Here is an 18,701-nt window from a genome sequence, read left to right as displayed (position 1 = left end):
CCGTGGACATCGACATGAGTGCCCTGCGGGGTTTGGTGCGGGAGAAGGAGATCTCGTTCGACCTGTTGGTCGAGGCGATCGAGTCGGCCCTCCTGATCGCCTACCACCGCACCGAAGGCAGCCGCCGGCAGGCGCGGGTGCAGCTGGACCGCAGCACCGGGCACGTGACGGTGTGGGCGAAGGAAGACGCGTCGGACCTGGAGCCGGGCGAGGAGCCCCGCGAATTCGACGACACCCCGTCCGGTTTCGGCCGGATCGCGGCGACCACCGCCAAGCAGGTCATCCTGCAGCGGCTGCGGGACGCCGAGGAGGAGATCACCTTCGGCGAGTTCGCCGGGCGTGAGGGCGACGTGATCACCGGCGTCGTCCAGCAGGGCAAGGACCCCAAGAACGTCCTGGTCGACATCGGCCCGATGGAGGCCATGCTGCCGGTGCAGGAGCAGGTGCCGGGCGAGGAGTACACGCACGGCACCCGGCTGCGTTCGTACGTCGTCCGGGTGGCGAAGGGCGTCCGCGGCCCGTCCGTGACCCTGTCGCGTACGCACCCGAACCTGGTGAAGAAGTTGTTCGCCATGGAGGTGCCGGAGATCGCGGACGGGTCGGTGGAGATTTCGGCCATCGCGCGCGAGGCCGGGCACCGCACCAAGATCGCGGTGCGGTCGACGCGGTCCGGGCTGAACGCCAAGGGCGCCTGCATCGGCCCGATGGGCGGCCGGGTGCGTGCGGTCATGGCCGAGCTGCACGGCGAGAAGATCGACATCGTGGACTGGTCCGACGACCCGGCCGAGCTGGTGGCGCACGCGCTGTCGCCGGCCCGGGTCAGCAAGGTCGAGGTCGTCGACCTCGCGGCGCGGTCGGCGCGGGTCATCGTGCCCGACTACCAGCTCTCCCTCGCCATCGGCAAGGAAGGGCAGAACGCCCGGCTCGCGGCCCGGCTGACCGGCTGGCGGATCGACATCCGGCCGGACACCGAGCAGCAGGCGCCGCAGGACTGATCGTGCGGCGGCCGCCGCAGCCCCGGAAAAAATAGGTGGTGCCGCGGCGGCCCACCGGGAATTCTGAGCAGCCGTCCGGCTTTTACCCCATCGGGGTGAAGTCGGCGCGGGGAGGTAGACTTAAGCAGTGTCTGGCCGGACGCATGCCCGCGCATGCCCTGAGCGAACCTGTGTGGGATGCCGGGAGCGAGCGGCCAAGGGCGATTTGCTGCGCATCGCGGCGATCGAGGGTGAGTGCACCCCCGATCCTCGCGGTACGCTGCCCGGCCGGGGTGCTCACATGCACCCGACACGGGTCTGTCTCGACCTGGCGGTCCGCCGCCGGGCGTTCAACCGGGCCTTCCGGGGTCCGGGGCCGTTCGACACGTCGGCATTGCGCCAGTACGTCGAACGTATCGAGCAGCCGCCCTTGCAATAACGCACAGCACGAATGCACAGCGCACGGAAAACCGTGCGGTCAGGTACCTCGCGAGTCGGAAGTAGGTCGAGATTGCGATGAGCACTCGATGAGTACGCGATGAGTACGCCCATGAAGTAGCGACGGTCCGGTGGACAACCCGGACCTAGAAGGAGCGAAGTGGCTAAGGTCCGGGTATACGAACTCGCCAAGGAGTTCGGCGTGGAGAGCAAGGCTGTCATGGCCAAGCTCCAAGAACTTGGTGAATTCGTCCGATCGGCATCCTCGACGATCGAGGCGCCGGTTGTTCGCAAGTTGACCGACGCTTTCCAGGCAGGCGGCGGCAGTGGCCGCGCCTCTGGCAAGCCCGCGGCGCCGCGCAAGGCTGCGCCCGCAAAGCCGTCCGCGCCCTCCCCGGCGCAGGCGGCCCGTCCCGCTGCCCCGAAGCCGGGCGCCCCCAAGCCGGGCCCCGCGGCTCCGGCTGCCCCCGAGGCCCCTGAGGCCCCGGCGGCTCCGCAGACCCCTGCGGCACCCAAGAGCAGCACCCCCGCGACCCCGACCCCGGGTCCGCGTCCGGCTCCGGCACGTCCGGCGCCGAAGCCCGCTCCGGCCGCGCCCGCGCAGCCCGAGTTCCAGGCTCCGCCGGCGGCGCCCGCCGAGAAGCCGGCTCCCCGTCCGGGCGCCACCCCCGGCCCGCGTCCGGCGCGTCCCGCGCCGCAGGGCGGCCAGGGTGGTCAGGGCGGCGGCCAGGGCCGGGGCAACGCCCCGCGTCCCGGTGGCGAGCGTGCCCCGCGTCCCGGCGGCGACCGTCGTCCGTCCGGCCCGCGTCCGGGTAACAACCCCTTCACCTCCGGTGGCTCCACGGGCATGGCCCGTCCGCAGGCCCCCCGTCCCGGTGGCGCCCCGCGTCCCGGTGGCCAGGGCGGTCCCGGCGGCCCGCGTCCGCAGGGCGGCGGCCAGGGTGGCCCCCGTCCCCAGGGACAGGGCCAGGGCGGCGCGCGTCCGACCCCCGGTGGTATGCCCCGTCCGCAGGGTGCCGCTCCCGGTGGCGCCCCGCGTCCCGGCGGCGGTAACCGTCCGAACCCGGGCATGATGCCGCAGCGTCCGGCTGCCGGCCCGCGTCCGGGCCCCGGTGGCGGCGGCGGTCGCGGTCCCGGCGGTGCCGGTCGTCCCGGTGGCGGCGGCGGTCGTCCCGGTGGTGGCGGCGGCGGCTTCGCCGGTCGTCCCGGTGGCGGCGGTGGCGGCGGCGGTCGTCCGGGTGGCGGCGGCGGTTTCGCCGGTCGTCCCGGTGGCGGCGGCCCCGGCTTCGGCGGTCGTCCCGGTTTCGCCGGTCGTCCCGGTGGCCCCGGTGGCCGTGGTGGCACACAGGGTGCGTTCGGCCGTCCCGGTGGTCCCGCGCGCCGTGGCCGTAAGTCGAAGCGGCAGAGGCGCCAGGAGTACGAGGCCATGCAGGCCCCGTCGGTGGGCGGCATCATGCTGCCGCGCGGCAACGGCGCGACGGTTCGCCTGTCGCGTGGTGCCTCGCTGACGGACTTCGCCGAGAAGATCAACGCCAACCCGGCGTCGCTCGTCCAGGTCATGCTGAACCTCGGCGAGATGGTCACCGCGACCCAGTCGGTCTCCGACGAGACGCTGCAGCTGCTCGCCGACGAGATGAACTACGTCGTCGAGATCGTCAGCCCCGAGGAGGAGGACCGCGAGCTTCTGGAGTCCTTCGACATCGACTTCGGCGAGAACGAGGGCGGCGAGGAAATGCTCGTCGCGCGTCCGCCGGTGGTGACCGTCATGGGTCACGTCGACCACGGTAAGACGCGACTGCTCGACGCGATCCGCAAGACGAACGTCATCGCGGGCGAGGCCGGCGGCATCACCCAGCACATCGGTGCCTACCAGGTCGCGACCGAGGTCAACGACGAAGAGCGTCGGATCACCTTCATCGACACCCCCGGTCACGAGGCGTTCACCGCCATGCGTGCCCGTGGTGCCAAGTCGACCGACATCGCGATCCTCGTGGTGGCGGCCAACGACGGCGTCATGCCGCAGACGATCGAGGCGCTGAACCACGCCAAGGCGGCCGATGTGCCCATCGTGGTCGCGGTCAACAAGATCGACGTCGAGGGTGCCGACCCGACCAAGGTGCGCGGCCAGCTCACCGAGTTCGGTCTGGTGGCCGAGGAGTACGGCGGCGACACCATGTTCGTCGACATCTCCGCCCGTGAGGGTCTGAACATCGACCAGCTGCTGGAGGCCGTGGTCCTGACCGCGGACGCCTCGCTCGACCTGCGCGCCAACGCGGAGCAGGACGCGCAGGGCATCGCGATCGAAGCTCACCTCGACCGTGGCCGCGGCGCCGTGGCGACCGTTCTCGTCCAGCGCGGCACGCTGCGCGTCGGCGAGACGATGGTCGTCGGCGACGCGTACGGCCGGGTCCGGGCCATGCTCGACGACAAGGGCAACCACGTCGAGGAGGCCGGTCCTTCGACGCCGGTCCTGGTCCTGGGTCTGACCAACGTCCCGGGTGCAGGCGACAACTTCCTGGTTGTCGACGAGGACCGTACGGCCCGTCAGATCGCCGAGAAGCGTGCGGCGCGCGAGCGCAACGCGGCCTTCGCCAAGCGCACCCGCCGGGTGTCCCTGGAGGACCTCGACAAGGTGCTCAAGGCCGGCGAGGTCCAGCAGCTCAACCTCATCATCAAGGGCGACGCGTCCGGTTCGGTGGAGGCTCTCGAGTCCTCGCTGCTCCAGCTCGACGTCGGCGAAGAGGTCGACATCCGGGTGCTGCACCGCGGCGTCGGTGCGGTCACCGAGTCCGACATCAACCTGGCGTCCGGCTCCGACGCGATCGTCATCGGCTTCAACGTGCGCGCCGAAGGCCGTGCCACGCAGATGGCCGACCGCGAGGGCGTCGACGTCCGGTACTACTCGGTCATCTACCAGGCGATCGAGGAGATCGAGGCGGCCCTCAAGGGCATGCTCAAGCCGGAGTACGAGGAGGTCGAGCTCGGTACCGCGGAGATCCGCGAGATCTTCCGCTCGTCCAAGCTCGGCAACATCGCGGGTGTCCTCATCCGTTCCGGCGAGGTCAAGCGCAACACCAAGGCACGCCTGGTCCGCGACGGCAAGGTCATCGCGGAGGACCTCAACATCCAGGGCCTGCGCCGCTTCAAGGACGACGTCACCGAGATCCGCGAAGGCTTCGAGGGCGGTATCAACCTCGGAAACTTCAACGACATCAAGATCGACGACGTCATCGCGACGTACGAGATGCGCGAGAAGCCGCGCGGCTGATCACGCGGACGAGAGCCCGTGCGTGGCCCGGCCCACCAGTCCTGGTGAGCCGGGCGGCGGGCAGGTGACCGGGGCCGGTCGGCGGAGTTATTTCCGTCGATCGGCCCCGGCCGTTCCGTGTACGGTGCGGGGAATCGAACGCCTAAGGCCCCACGGGTGGCCAGACCCGTTGCGCATGTATGTAGGGACGCTGTCCTTCGACCTGCTTCTCGGCGACGTACGGTCGTTGAAGGAGAAGCGCTCCGTCGTCCGCCCGATCGTCGCCGAGCTGCACCGCAAGTACGCGGTCAGCGTCGCGGAGGTCGGGGACCAGGATCTGCACCGCAGGGCCACCATCGGCCTGGCGGTGGTCTCCGGGGACACGGGGCATCTCAACGAAGTGTTGGACCGCTGCGAGCGCCTGGTCGCCGCACGGCCCGAAGTGGAGCTGCTGTCGGTACGCCGACGGCTGCACGGCGAGGACGACTGGTCATGACGACCGGGCGACCGCTCGCCGGTGGAAGCACAATTGTGGAAGACAAGAAGGAGACGGACCAGTGGCCGACAATGCGCGGGCGAAGAAGCTGGCGGACCTCATCCGGGAGGTGGTCGCCCAGAAGCTGCAGCGCGGAATCAAGGATCCGCGGCTCGGGACGCACGTGACCATCACGGACACCCGGGTCACCGGCGACCTGCGGGAGGCGACGGTCTTCTACACGGTCTACGGCGATGACGAGGACCGTGCCAGCGCGGCAGCAGGACTGGAGAGCGCCAAGGGCATCCTGCGCTCGGCGGTCGGTGCGGCCGCGGGCACGAAGTTCACGCCCACCCTGGCGTTCGTCGCGGACGCCCTGCCGGAGAACGCCAAGACGATCGAGAACCTGCTCGACAGGGCGCGGGCCTCCGACGCCAAGGTGCGGGAGGTGTCATCGGGTGCCCAGTACGCCGGTGAGGCGGACCCGTACCGCAAGCCGGGAGACGACGAGGACGACGAGGGCACAGCGGCAGAATGAAGCGTGAGAGCAATAAGCCATCCGAAAGGGGCGAGCGCGCAGCGTTCTCCGGCAAGGGTGGTGGTGGGCGACGGGCGGGCCTCGTCATCGTCGACAAGCCGGCCGGCTTCACTTCGCACGACGTCGTGGCGAAGATGCGGGGCATGGCCCGCACCCGCCGGGTCGGGCACGCCGGCACCCTCGACCCGATGGCGACGGGCGTGCTCGTCCTGGGCATCGAGCGGGCCACCAAGCTGCTCGGCCACCTCGCGCTGACGGAGAAGGAGTACGTCGGAACGATCCGGCTGGGACAGACGACGGTGACCGACGACGCGGAGGGCGAGATCATCGCGTCGAAGGCGGCGCAGGGCATCGCGCGGGCGGACATCGACGCCGGTGTGGCCGAGCTGTCCGGCGCGATCATGCAGGTGCCGTCGAAGGTCAGCGCCATCAAGATCGACGGCAAGCGGTCGTACTCGCGGGTGCGGGACGGTGAGGACGTGGAGATCCCGGCCCGGCCGGTCACCGTCTCCTCGTTCCTGGTGCACTCCGTGCACGAGGGCGAGGCCGATGACGGCACCCCGGTGACCGACCTGCTGGTCTCCGTCACGTGTTCGTCCGGTACGTACATCCGCGCCCTGGCCCGTGACCTGGGCGCCGGGCTGGGGGTCGGCGGGCATCTGACCGCGCTGCGGCGTACCCGGGTCGGCCCGTACAAGCTGGACCGGGCGCGCACGCTCGATCAGCTGCAGGCCACGGTGGACGACGCCGAGGGCGCGGGGCTGCCGGTGATGCCGATCGGTGAGGCGGCCACGGCCGCCTTCACCCGCTGGGACGTGACCGAGCCGCAGGCCCGGCTGCTGCTCAACGGCGCGCGGATCGCGATGCCGCTGTTCGAGACGGACGGTCCGGTCGCGGCGTTCGGCCCCGACGGCACCTTCCTGGCGCTGGTCGAGAACCAGGGCGGGAAGGCGAAGAGCCTGGCGGTGTTCGCCTAGGCCGCCCGCAGGGTATGCACGGGCCGGGTCCGGGAGCGCGATGACGCTTCCCGGGCCCGGCCCTTGCTGTGCGGCGGGCGGGACCGGTGGCGCTCCGTGATGTCCGGTGTCCCCCTTGGCGCCGCTAGATCCGTGGATTCACCCGTGTGGTCGGGCGCTCGGAGTGAACGGCGGGCGCGGTTGGGGCGTGTTCGTCCTGCTCGCTGTCGAGGCGATCACCGGCCGCTTACCGTCGGACGTCGGGGACCGGCGCGGAGGTCGGGGAGGCGGTCAGGCGGGGAGGTACGGCGATGGCGTTGCTGGACGCCGATGCGGACAGGGCGCTGGTGCGCATCCGGGATCTCGCGGGACGGCCGCGCGGCACGGGCTTCCTCGCCGACCAGCACGGCACGATCCTCACCAGCCATGAGGCGGTCGACGGGCTGGCCCGCGTGGTGGTGCAGCCACTGCTGGCGGGCGGGCTCGGCGGCCGCGGGTTCGACGGCGGCTGCACGGTGGACGCCGCCGATGTCACTCCGCTTCCCGGCAGCGACCTGGCCCTGGTGCGCAGCCAGGGCTTCGGACTGCCGCCGCTGACACCGTTGCCGGTGTCTTCCGGCCCGGCCGCCGTGGGTTCCCGGGTGCGGCTGTGGGCCGGTGGCTGGTTCGACGGGCAGGTGACCGCGGTCGGCTGCGAGGTGACGTATACCGCGACGGACCGGTTCCATCTCCTCGATGCGGTGGGGGAGTTGGGGCTGTGTGCGGGCGGGCGTGAGGCGCTGCGGCTCGGTGGTGCGGCGGCGGGCGGCCCGGTGCTCGATGCGCGGACGGGCGCGCTGCTGGGCGTGCTGGGTACCGCGTTGCAGGCCGGGCGGCCTGCGGACGGATTCGCCGTGCTGCTGCGGGCGGCGGCCGCCGCCGATCCGGGCGGGCCGCTCGCCGCGCTGCTGGAACGGAACGCGGCGACGGTCCCGGCCTACGGCAGCGAACTGAACCTGGCGGGTGCGCTCCAGCTGACCGGCACATCCGTGGGTTCGGCCGGGCGGCCCCGGCTGTGGCGGCAACCGGTGGAACGGCCCGATGTGGTACGCGAGTTGGAGATGTTCGGGGCGTTCCGGACGGTGGAGACCTGTGATGCGGCCGGTGCGGGCGGTGTGGCCGGGGGGCTTGGTGCGGGTCGGGCGGCGGGGGAGCAGGTGGCGGCCGCCGGAGCCACCGGGGGCGGGCCGCTGGTGCTGGCGCTGGTGGGGGAACCGGGGTCCGGGCGTACGACGGAGCTGGCCGCGCTCGCCGCCCGGCGGGCGCGGGGGGCGGCTCCCGCGCCGACCGTCTGGCTGCGCGGCGCCGATCTGCGGGCCGGCGACGACGGGGTGCGGGCAGCGGTACGGCGTGCGCTGCACGCGGCCGGCCGGATCATCGGGGCCTCGGGGCGTACGGCCGGCGACCCGGACGAAGCCACCCCGGACGGCGTGGCCCGGCTGGCGGCCGCCGCGGGCCGGCCGCTGCTGCTGCTCCTCGACGGGCCCGAGGAGATGCCGCCCGCGCAGGGCTCCTGGCCGGCCGACTGGGCCGCGGCGACCGCAGGTTGGCTGCGCGCCTCCGAGGTGCGGCTGGTCATCGCCTGCCGGCCCGAGTACTGGGAAGGCGCGGGCGGCCTCTTCCCGACCCCGCTGCTGCACCGTGCCACCCCCGGATACCCGCTGCCACCGGGCGCTCCCGGCGGCCCGCTGCCCGCGTGCGTACGGCTCGGTGATCTGCCGGCGCGTGAGGCGGAGCAGGCACGCCGGCGCTACGGCCTGGCGGAGGGCGCACAGGCCGCTTCGGACGCCGGACACCCGCTGACGCTGCGGCTGCTCGCCGAGGTGCGGGCGGCACTGCCGAAGGGGGACGGCGCCTGCGAGTGCGACGCGGGTGGCGCGGACGGCATGGGCATGGTGGTGCCGGAGGCCGGGGGGCCGGAGCCCGACGTCGACGGAGCGCCGGACCGGCATGCCGTATTCGGCGCCTACCTCGACCTGCTGTGCCTGCGCATCGCCGTCCGGATCGCGGCCGGCCGCTGCCCGCTGCCGCGCGGTGGCGCCGTACGCCGGCTGGCCGCCCAGGTGGCGGGCCAGGTGCACGAGGCGGCACGCCGGTGCCTCGGACCGGGGCAGGGGGAGTTGGACGGCGCGTCCTTCGAAGAGGTCTTCCCCTGGGGGCCCGGGTGGGCTTCCGCGGTCCTCACCGAGGGCCTGCTGGCGCCGGCGGGCGCCGGGTACCGCTTCGTCCACGAGGAGTTCGCCGAGTGGCTCCAGGGCGCCCATCTCGACGTGGACGCTGCCTTGTACGTCCTGGTGCACCGTGCGCGTGGGGCGTCGGACGGGGCATCCGCCGGAGCGTCGGGCGAGGCGGAGCGGCCTGCGCGGTTGCCGTCGTTGGGCGGCCGGGACCGGGGCGGCCAGGAGTGGGACGGCCGGGAGGGGAGCGGCTCCGGTGGCGTTGGGTGCGCCTCGTCCGATGTGGGGGCCGGGCGGGCGGTGGCGCCGCGGCCGTACCAGGTGCCCGGGTATCGCATCGGCCCCGTGGTACAGGCCCTGCTGCTGCTCGCGCGCCGTGAGGGAACGCCACAACTGACGCGCAGGCTGGCGCATTTGGTGTCCGTCGCGGTGGCCGACGGCGGGCCGTCCGGCCGGTACGCGGATGCCCGGTGGTGGGCCTCGCACCTGTTGAGCGAGGTGCTGCTGCGGGTGCCGGACGTCGCACCGTACGCCGGCGTGCTCCGGCTGCTCGCCGACCGGCTCACGGACCGGTCCGTGCGGCTCGGCGGCTTCGGGCGGACCGGACTCGACGCACTCGGACCGTGGTTCTGGCACCGCCTCGACCTGGCCGACGTGGACCGGATGGATCTGCTGCGGCGCCTGCTGCCGGCCGACGGGCCGCCACGGCCGGGCGCGGCGGCCGGAGCGGCGTTGGCTGCGGGGGCGGTCCGTCGGCCGGTTGATGCGGTGGCGGGGGGCGCGGCCGGGGGGGCCGGGTCGGGAGCGGGACCGGAAGCGGGGGCCTCTGGGCGGGTGCACCCGCAGCGGTCCGCTCCGGAGGCGACGACGGGGGCGGGGCCCGGTGCGGCTCCGGGAACTGGTGTGGTGGCGGGTTCGGGGGCCGTGTCGCCGGCTGCCGGGCTGAGCCGGGCGGGGGTGACGGCGAGAGCGATCGGGGGCCCGGCCGGTCCTACCGTCAGCAATGTCGCTGTCGCAGGAGCGGGCGCTGGTACGGGAGTGGGGAAGAGCGGCGGCGGGGCGTGGGGCGGCGTTGCCGTCTGGGAGACCTCGGACGCTGTCACGCCCTTCGGTGACCCGGACACCGGGGCACCGCACACCGGGCCGCCCGGCGGCGGGCGGCCGGCGGCCGATGAGTGGTCCGCGCGGCGTGCCTGGCGGCGTGCCCGTCCGTTCGCGCGGCCGCCACGGGTGCGGGTACATCTCGCCGATGCGCCGGGCGCGGCGGACGGCTTCGGCTGGGCCGATGCCATGCCGGCGCCGGACGCACACGGCCCGTGGGACGAGGCAGGAGGGCGCGCCACCGGGAGCCCGCAGCCTGCCGCCGAGCCCGGTGCCGAGCCCGGTGCCGAGTCTGTCCGGGGGGTCGACCCGGAGGCCGTCACCGGGGCCGGGGCCGCTTTCTGTGAGGATGCGGCCGCTGAGCCGTCGGGCGTGGGGCCGACCTGCCCGCAGGGGGCGGTGAGGGCAGGGGAGGGATCCGCCGCCCCGTCCGTGGTGATGGGCGCCGGAGGCCCCGGAGGCGCGACTGCGGCGGATGCCGGATCAGGCGAACTCCCCGCGTACGTAGTCGGGTTCGCATCGGACACCCCGGGAGCCCCAGACACCCCAAGCACACCTGACGCTCCTGGCTCCCCTGATGCCCCAACGACGCCCACCATCTCAGCCACCTGCACCACCCCTGTCCCCAACGCCAACCCGGGCCACACCCCCCGGAGTTCCGGCGACCCCTCGCCTCCCCCGGCCGACGTGGGATCGGGAGGCGTGGGCGGTCCGTCCCCTGCGCAGGCGCGTGCCCACCCTGCGCGACCCCTGCGGTTTCTCGATGTGGCGGCCGCGTTGCTGCGGGCGGCGCCGGAGCGGATGCAGCCGCTGCTGTGCGAGTGGTTCGACGACGCGAGCCCTTTGCAGCAGTCGCCGCACACGGTGCCCGGTGGCGGCCCGCCGGGGGAGATCACCGTCTCTGCGGCGGCGCAGGCGCTGCTGTACGCCCACCGGAGGCGCGCGCTCGACGCGCTCGCCGACACGCTGGCCGACAGCCCGCACCCCCGGGCGGAAGAGCTGCTCGCCGCCCTGGCCGAGGACGAGCCGTCGGCGATGTGCCGGGCCGTGGCGCGCTGGTCCCAGGACGAATGCCCCGAGCGCCGGCGCGCCGCAGCCGCGTACGCGCCCCGCCTCGCCCCTGGCGCCGTCACCGACACCGATCGCATCCGGCTGCGCCAGGCCGCGCTCGCCCTCCTGACGCGCCCCGACGGCAGCGCGCACCACGGTGCCGCGCTCGCCCTCCTGATGGCCGATGACGCCACCCGGGGACAGTTCCTGGACCGGGCGCTGCTGCGGTTCGCCGCCGGTGATCCGCAGCTGCCCGCCGCGGCGTTCACGGAGGCGCTGGCCACCCACCCGGAGCCGGTGCTCGCGGCCTTCCGCACCCGCCTGCTGACCGGTGAACCGTCCCGCACAGCCGTCCCGGGAGGCACGCCGGGTGCGGTGCTCGACGTCCTCGCGAGGTGCGGCCTTCCGGTCTCCGCCGAGACCCCGGTGCCTGCCGGGCCGGGCGGTGCCGTACCGCCCGCGCGTCCGCCGGTGTCACCCGGACCGCCCGACCTGGCGCATCGCGTCGCCGCGCTCGTTGGGGAATACGCGGAACGGCATCCGGAGCGCGCTGCGGGCGAGGTGGCGGCGTTCGTCGGGCGGCGTCTCGACGGTGGGCCCGCGGCCCGTGCCGCGCTGCGCCCGCTCGCGGGGGAACTCCTGACCCGGTACGCCGTCCCGGTGCGGTGCGCGCTGGCATCCGTGCTCGCCGCGGAGGGGAGCGGGGACGCGGTGGCGCTGCGCCGCGAGCTGCTGGAGGTGCTGCTGGCGCACGAGGCCCGGTCCTTCAGCCGCGCTCCGCGGGTGGCGCCGGACACCCGGGTGCTGGAGGCGCTGCTGCGGGCGGCGGCCGAGGGGGTCGAGCGGCGCCCCGATGAGCGTACGCGGGAGCTGGTGCGGCGGATCGGACTGCTGCTGGCCGGTACGCCCGAGGGGGCGGCCCGCTTCGACCGGTGGCTGGCCGGGCCGGGGCGGCTGGTGCCGGGGTTCGCGCGGCGGATGCGGGAGTGGGTGGCGGCCGAGCCGGGGGAGTGGGAGGCGCTGGTGGGGCCGGGCGCCCGCGCGGCGCTCGCCGGCTGCCGCGGGTGAGCCGGAGGCCGGCTGCCGGTGGCTCCTGGTAGCTGATCCCCAGGGAGTGCGGCCGGTGTGAGGTGCCTCCGGTGCCGGGGCCCGCCGCCGTCGCGCCCCGTTCCTGCCCGCTCTCCTCCGTGTCCGGGCGGGCCGTGTGACAAGGGGAGGCCACCCTTCGCGCGAGGTGGCGCCCCCGGCATGGCAGTCTTAGACCTGCGTCATGCCGAATTGGCGCATTGGACGGACACGAGTTCGGGCGAGGAGCGGGCAGAGTGCAGCGCTGGCGTGGCTTGGAGGACATCCCCGAGGGCTGGGGGCGCAGCGTCGTCACCATCGGCTCGTACGACGGAGTGCACCGCGGCCACCAATTGATCATCGGCAAGGCCGTCGCACGCGCCCGTGAGCTGGGCATTCCCGCGGTGGTCGTCACCTTTGACCCGCACCCGAGCGAGGTCGTGCGCCCCGGCACCCACCCGCCGCTGCTCGCCCCGCACCACCGGCGTGCCGAGCTGATGGCCGAGCTGGGTGTGGACGCGGTGCTGATCCTGCCGTTCACCAAGGAATTCTCGAAGCTGGCACCGGCCGACTTCGTGGTCAAGGTGCTGTGCGACAAGTTGCACGCGCAGGTCGTCGTCGAGGGCCCCAACTTCCGTTTCGGGCACAAGGCGACGGGCACCGTGGCCACCCTCGCGGAGCTGGGCCGGACCTACGACTACACCGTCGAGGTCTTCGACCTCGTCGAGCGCGGTACGGCGGGCGGCGGCGTGCCGTTCTCCTCGACGCTCACCCGGAGGCTGGTCGCCGAGGGCGATGTGACGGGCGCCGCCGAGGTGCTGGGGCGGCCGCACCGCGTCGAGGGCATCGTCGTGCGCGGCGCCCAGCGCGGCCGCGAAATGGGCTTCCCCACCGCGAACGTGGAGACCCTGCCGCACACCGCGATCCCGGCCGACGGGGTGTACGCGGGGCTGCTGCACGTCGAGGGCGAGGCGATGCCGGCGGCCGTATCGGTCGGCACCAACCCGCAGTTCGACGGGAAGACCCGCACGGTCGAGGCGTACGCGATCGACCGCGTCGGCCTTGACCTGTACGGCCTGCACGTCGCCGTCGACTTCCTCGCCTACATCCGCGGGCAGGAGAAGTTCGACACGCTCGACGCCCTGCTGGAGCGGATGGCGATCGATGTGAAGCAGGCGCGCGGGCTGATCGCCGCGACCTCCTGAGGAGGCGGCGCCCGCGGTCGGCGCCGACGGGTCCGTTCATCCGAACGAGGTGGCCCGCGGCGGTCAGGGCCGGACGGCCGGCGGCGCGGCGCGAGCGCAACACGCAAGTGGGGCCCGGCAGTTGATGTGCCGGGCCCCGCTTCTGTGTCCTACCGCCGGATCACTGCGGAGGCGGCTGCTGCTGCCATCCCGGCTGGAGCCCCGGCTGTTCCGGCTGCTGGGGCGCGTCGGGAGCCGGCTGCTGCTGTTGCCAGTGGGCGGGCGGCTGCTGCGGCTGCTGGGTCCAGCCGCCCTGCTGCGGCGGGTAACCGGCCGGGGGCTGAGCCTGCTGCGGCTGCTGCTGCGGCTGTCCCTGCTGCGGGTACTGCTGCTGGGCGTAGGGATCGCCGCCCATCTGCGGGCCGCCCTGCTGCGGGTACATCCCCTGGGCCTGCTGGGCGCGCGTGAAGTCCTCCGCGACCAGCGCGGAGAGGTTGAAGTACGCCTCGCGGGTCTTGGGCCGCATCATGTCGAGGTCGACCTCGGCGCCGGCGGCGAGATGCTCGTCGAAGGGGACGACCACGACGCCACGGCAGCGCGTCTCGAAGTGCGACACGATGTCGTCGATCTTGATCATCTTGCCGGTCTCGCGGACACCGGAGATGACCGTGATGCCGCGCTGCACCAAGTCTGCGTAGCCGTGCGCGGACAGCCAGTCCAGGGTGGTGCTCGCGCTGCTCGCACCGTCGACGGACGGCGTGGAGATGATGATCAGCTGGTCGGCGAGGTCGAGGACTCCGCGCATCGCGCTGTAGAGGAGGCCGGTGCCCGAGTCGGTGAGGATGATCGGGTACTGCCTGCCCAGGATGTCGATCGCGCGGCGGTAGTCGTCGTCGTTGAACGTCGTGGACACCGCGGGGTCGACGTCGTTGGCGAGGATCTCCAGGCCGGAAGGGGCCTGCGAGGTGAACCGGCGGATGTCCATGTAGCTGTGCAGGTGCGGGATCGCGTGCACCAGGTCACGGATGGTCGCGCCGGTCTCGCGGCGGACACGGCGGCCGAGGGTGCCGGCGTCCGGGTTCGCGTCGATCGCGAGGATCTTGTCCTGACGCTCGGATGCGAGCGTGGAGCCGAGCGCGGTGGTGGTCGTGGTCTTGCCGACACCGCCCTTGAGGCTGATCACCGCGATCCGGTAGCAGGACATCACCGGAGTACGGATCAGCTCCAGCTTGCGCTGCCGCTCCGCCTCCTCCTTCTTCGCGCCCAGCTTGAACTTGGACGGCTGCGCGTTGGCGCCCGGCTTGCGCCTCTTGGGCTGGTTGCGCAGCAGCCGGTCGGAGGTCAGCTCGACGGCGGCGCTGTAGCCGAGCGGCGCACCGGGGGCGGCCCGCTGCTGCGGCTGCTGCTGGCCCGGCTGGGAGTACGAGGCATAGTTCGCCGCGGCGTTGGGGTCGGCGGCCTGCTGGCCGGGGAACGGCTGGTGGGGCGCCTGGGCCTGTTGCTGCGCCTGCTGTTGGTACTGCTGCTGGGCGGCCTGTTGGGCTTGGGCCTGCTGGGCTTGCTGTGCCTGCTGGGCGGCTTGGGCCTGTTGGGCTGCCTGGGCCTGGGCGTAAGCCTGGGCCTGCGCTTGCTGCTGGGCCTGCTGCTCGTCGTAACCGGCCTGCTGCGGGTACCCCTGCTGCGGGTATCCCTGGGCGGCCTGCTGGGGCTGCTGCGGATAACCGTAAGCGGGCTGTTGCGCGGGCGTGTTGGGGTTCTGCTGCTGGGGCTGCTGTGCCTGCTGGGGGTAGCCGTAAGCGGGCTGCGGATAGCCGTAGGCGCCGGGTGGCTGCTGCGCGGGCGCGCCCTGGGGGGCCTGCTGCGGGTAGCCGCCCTGCGGGGGCTGCGGGTAGCCGCCCTGCTGCTGCACGGGTACCTGCTGGGGCTGCTGCGGGTAGCCGTACTGCTGCTGGGCCGGAGCCTGCTGGGGCTGCTGTTGCTGCGGAGCCTGCTGGGGATGGGCGGACTGCTGGGCCTGTGCCGAACGCGGGTCGGCCGGCGCGTACTCGGGCGGCAGCGGCGGCAGTTCACCCTGTCCTGGCACCCCCTGCTGAGGAGCGTCCGGCGCGGCACCCCAGGGAGCGCCCTGCTGCGGAACGGGCTGTTGCGCGACGGCCTGCGGAGGCAGTTGCTGATCCGGCACGGCCTGCGCGGGCGGGGCCGCCTGCGCACCCTGGGACGGGTCCGGAGCCGGATGTTCCGATGCGGACTGCGGCGCGGGCGCCGGTACTTCGGCGGCAGGAGCGGGCTCCGCAGCGGGAGCCGGGGCCTCGCTCACGGGCTGCGCGACGGCTGCCGCCTCCGGCTCGGGGTCGTCGTCCCACAGTGAGGCCGACGGGTCGGCACCCGTCCCGGAACGGACATGCGCGGCATCCGACGGTGCGTCGGACGACGGCGAACCCTCCGATACGGACGCCACGTCGGGCGTCGGCTCCGCTGCCTCGGCCGGTCCGCCCTGTGCGGCGGTCGCGGGCGCAGGAGCTGCCGGAGCGTCACCGGTGTTCTGCGGGCGCAGCATCGGGAACCCGGGCGGTGCGGCGTCGGCCGGCGGCGGCACGGGAGCGGGTGCGGCGGCCGGCCCCGGCGCGCCCTGGGGGCCGCCGGCGACGGGCGGGCCCGGAGGGACGGGGGCCTGGCCGGGCAGCGGCGCGCCGGTCGGCGGCGGTGTGACGGGAGGCGGAGTGGCGGAGGCGGCGGGGGAAGCGGCAGCCGAGCCGCCGCCACTGGTGTCGTTGCTCGCGTACCAGGCCGGAGCGGCGAAGTCGATCCTGAACTCGCCCGTCAGCTCGAACTCGGACTGGTCGTCGTCAGGATCGTTTCCGTCCCGGCGGAAAGCCTCCGGCTCGTTCACTGTGCCTCCTGGTGTACTGCAACGCACCTGAACGGCAGAACCGGATACAGGCGGATCGATCGGATGTAGCGGAAGTCGGAACACACCACCCGGGGTTGCGCCAACACTAACTTTCTCCATCCCCGTTTCGGCTGCCGTCGGAAGGTGCGCTCCTGCGGCTCTTCACACAGCCTAATCAAGAGTCGCCCCCGAGCGGCAGTCGACGTCATGTCGTCTTCGAACCCTGCGGCACACCTACGGGCGCACCCGTGGGTACGCCCGTAGGAATTGCTTGCGGCCGAGAGTCCGGGGCGGTGCTGGCACCGCGCGGACCCGGCCCGCCACGGTGTGGTCAGTCCATCCGGCGCGGCCCGCCGAGCAGGTTGGTCTCCGCTTCGGTGGGCTGGGTCATGACGAACTGGTGGCTGTCGCGGGTGCACCACAGCATGGCGTTGTCGCTGAGCGTCGGCAGCACCGCCCCCACCTGCTGCGGGAGCCGCATGATGCGCGTCACCACCTCGGCCTCTTCGGGCGACAGCCGCTGCAGGCCGACGAGATCCGCGCGGCCGAGCAGCTGCGGCGAACGCGGGCCGAGGAACGGCAGCACGGTCAGCACCGACTGCCAGGGGCTGGGCGCGAGCTGATTGCGCGGCGGCCGCGCGCCCATGTCGCGGACGACCAGGACGGGGCTGGAGACCGATGGGCCCTGTGGCGCGATCTGGCGTACGTCGTGGACCGAGACGCACTGCTGGCCGCCGCCCGCGGCCTGCGCCATCTGCCCCCAGGCCGGCGGCCGCGCGGTCTCGACGGCGACCCGGGCGCCGGTGGCGACCGTGCGCAGCGCCAGCACCTGCGCCATCCACATGCTGCCGACCAGCGCGATCTCCAGCGGCGCGGGGCGCAGCAGGCTCAGCACCGCGGGCTGGTTCTGCGGGTCGATGCCGATGATCACGCCGTCGTCGCCGACCGGCAGGGTCAGCGAGGCGAGCGAATCGGCCGTCAGAATGTGCGGGCTGCGACGCGGGCCGCGCAGGCCGAAACCGGGCTTCGGCTTCGGCCCGGTCGGGCCCGATTGCAGCTCGTCGGGGCGCGGCTGGTGCGACAGCCTGCGCTCATCGCCGGCGCCGGAACCGCCGATGGGGGGATTGCGCCAGCCGTTGCCGCTGACGTTGACGCGGGGCTGATAGGTGGGAGTGGCCATCAGCGGGTACCTCCGAGGGGAAGCGTGGCCAGGACGCCGGGCAGCTGCTCGCGGTCGAGCCGTACGAGGCCCACCTTCGCCGAGCCGGAACGACGCTCCAACTCGCCCTGGGCCGAGGTGAGTTCGTTCTCGCTGCGGGTCGACAGGCGTACGTAGCCGGAGATCGCGGGGGCCCGGCCGCCGCCGTGCGATGCGGTCAGCGCGAAGGTGCTCGCCATCGCCGCCGTGCTGGTCAGCAGCTGGCTGATGGCAGCCAACGGCGCGCCGCCGTTGCCGAGTTGGGGCCAGCGGCCGATCCAGTACGTCGAGTGCCAGCGGTCGTCGCAACGCCAGGCGCGGATGGACTCCTGGGTGCGGCGGGCCGACCGGCCGTCGCGCCCCATCGCCCCGTTGGCGGCGCGCGGGCTGACGCAGGCCGCCGTGCCGATCGCGGCGACGACCTCGCGCTCGGCCAGCACCCTGGCCTTGACACCGTGAGCCGTGAGCCGGCTGACGAGCTGGTCGGCGGCGCGCAGCAGGGAACGCTTGGCGCCGTCCATCCCGCCGCCCCGCGCTTCGATCGCCTCGGCGCACAGCTCCGGGTCGAGCTTGAGCGCGATCCAGGTCAGCTGGACGGCCGGCGTCTGGGCCTGGGCCTGCAGGGGTGCGTACGAGCGGGCGGCGACGGCCTGTTCGGGCAGGTGCGGCGCCGGTGCCGGCTGGGTGTACTGCACGAACTGCACGGATTCGAGGTGGATGTCCTCGACGTCGAGGGCGTTGTGCAGCACGTCGAGCGGCATCATGTGGCTGCCGCGCTGCGGGCGCAGCGGTTCGTCGCGGGCGTCCACCTGGACGAGGGCGGTGAGGAAGGTGCCGTCGCCGACGAAGCCGATGGCGCGCTGTTCGGCGTCGGTGTACTCGTAGGTGCGCAGCGCCGGGTCGCACTCGACGACCGGGGCGAACGCCGGGTCGATGCCCGTGGTCGCCGATGCGCTCGTGGACTTGCTCCGGCGCTTCATCGCGCGCACCGTCGTGATCCACTCCGGAAGCGGAATCCGGCGGCGCCGGCCGAGCGCGAAGACGACCAGTACGGCGGCCACGACGGCGGCGACGGTCAGCGCGACCGGGTGGATCGACCAGCCCACCAGCACCAGTGCCGCGGCGATTTCGATGATGGCCAGCTGCTGGACGCGGACCCCGCCGATGTTTCCGGCCTGCGGACGCAGGCGCGGAGCGACCGGGCCTGCCGGGCGGTCGGCCGAACTCCGGCCGCTGTCGCCTCTGTTGCCCGGAGCCGAGCCGTTTCGGTCGGCATCTCCCGCATGGTGCGGGGCAGCGGAAGGTGGTTGCTGCTGTTGCCGCCCGTTGCGGCGTCGAGCCCTGGTGGCGCTGGACATCCCCCGGCCTG

Annotated in this window: 11 protein-coding genes; 8 read left to right on the top strand and 3 right to left on the bottom strand. The window is 73.5% G+C overall.

Going from position 1 to position 18,701, the window contains the following annotated elements; translation table 11 throughout:
• The first annotated feature begins 2 nt into the window (after positions 1 to 2).
• The 8 genes from nusA (at position 3) to LIU39_RS18355 (ending at position 13,265) form a co-directional block, all read left to right on the top strand.
• Entirely contained in the window at positions 3 to 995 is a 993-nt protein-coding gene (gene nusA / locus LIU39_RS18390; RefSeq protein WP_227047842.1) for a transcription termination factor NusA, read from the top strand.
• A gap of 127 nt (positions 996 to 1,122) precedes the next feature.
• Positions 1,123 to 1,413, top strand: a complete 291-nt coding sequence (locus LIU39_RS18385; protein ID WP_227047841.1) for a YlxR family protein — start codon at positions 1,123 to 1,125, stop codon at positions 1,411 to 1,413.
• Between the two features lie 159 nt (positions 1,414 to 1,572).
• Positions 1,573 to 4,680 carry a translation initiation factor IF-2 gene (infB, locus tag LIU39_RS35295; RefSeq protein WP_227047840.1) on the top strand — a complete coding sequence of 1,036 codons (3,108 nt, stop codon included), beginning with the start codon at positions 1,573 to 1,575 and terminating at the stop codon, positions 4,678 to 4,680.
• A gap of 175 nt (positions 4,681 to 4,855) precedes the next feature.
• Positions 4,856 to 5,155, top strand: a complete 300-nt coding sequence (locus LIU39_RS18375; RefSeq protein WP_227047839.1) for a DUF503 domain-containing protein — start codon at positions 4,856 to 4,858, stop codon at positions 5,153 to 5,155.
• A 61-nt stretch (positions 5,156 to 5,216) separates the two neighbouring features.
• On the top strand, positions 5,217 to 5,672 hold the full coding sequence (gene rbfA / locus LIU39_RS18370; RefSeq protein ID WP_227047838.1) for a 30S ribosome-binding factor RbfA: 456 nt from the start codon (positions 5,217 to 5,219) through the stop codon (positions 5,670 to 5,672).
• Positions 5,669 to 6,649 carry a tRNA pseudouridine(55) synthase TruB gene (gene truB / locus LIU39_RS18365; RefSeq protein ID WP_227047837.1) on the top strand — a complete coding sequence of 327 codons (981 nt, stop codon included), beginning with the start codon at positions 5,669 to 5,671 and terminating at the stop codon, positions 6,647 to 6,649. The genes rbfA and truB overlap by 4 nt, the downstream gene beginning before the upstream one ends.
• 290 nt (positions 6,650 to 6,939) lie before the next feature.
• Positions 6,940 to 12,063: a hypothetical protein gene (locus tag LIU39_RS35755; protein ID WP_443742997.1), complete on the top strand. Its 5,124-nt coding sequence runs from the start codon at positions 6,940 to 6,942 to the stop codon at positions 12,061 to 12,063.
• Positions 12,064 to 12,317: 254 nt separating this feature from the next.
• On the top strand, positions 12,318 to 13,265 hold the full coding sequence (locus LIU39_RS18355) for a bifunctional riboflavin kinase/FAD synthetase (RefSeq protein ID WP_227047836.1): 948 nt from the start codon (positions 12,318 to 12,320) through the stop codon (positions 13,263 to 13,265).
• Between the two features lie 160 nt (positions 13,266 to 13,425).
• Here LIU39_RS18355 and LIU39_RS18350 read toward each other — a convergent pair whose 3' ends face one another.
• The 3 genes from LIU39_RS18350 to eccE all read right to left on the bottom strand — a co-directional run bounded on the left by LIU39_RS18350 (position 13,426) and on the right by eccE (position 18,690).
• A complete protein-coding gene (locus tag LIU39_RS18350; RefSeq protein ID WP_227047835.1) occupies positions 13,426 to 16,134 on the bottom strand; it encodes an SCO5717 family growth-regulating ATPase in 2,709 nt (902 codons plus the stop codon).
• 331 nt (positions 16,135 to 16,465) lie between these two features.
• Positions 16,466 to 17,314: a hypothetical protein gene (locus LIU39_RS18345; RefSeq protein WP_227047834.1), complete on the bottom strand. Its 849-nt coding sequence runs from the start codon at positions 17,312 to 17,314 to the stop codon at positions 16,466 to 16,468.
• The gene (gene eccE, locus LIU39_RS18340) at positions 17,314 to 18,690 is read right to left on the bottom strand and encodes a type VII secretion protein EccE (RefSeq protein ID WP_227047833.1); all 1,377 of its coding nucleotides are present in this window, start codon (positions 18,688 to 18,690) and stop codon (positions 17,314 to 17,316) included. The genes LIU39_RS18345 and eccE overlap by 1 nt, the downstream gene beginning before the upstream one ends.
• Positions 18,691 to 18,701 lie beyond the last annotated feature (11 nt).

The organism is Streptomyces pinistramenti (assembly GCF_020564935.1).
Taxonomy (GTDB): domain Bacteria; phylum Actinomycetota; class Actinomycetes; order Streptomycetales; family Streptomycetaceae; genus Streptomyces; species Streptomyces pinistramenti.
Note: the sequence above shows the minus strand (reverse complement) of the source record. Positions and strands in the feature narration are given on the sequence as shown.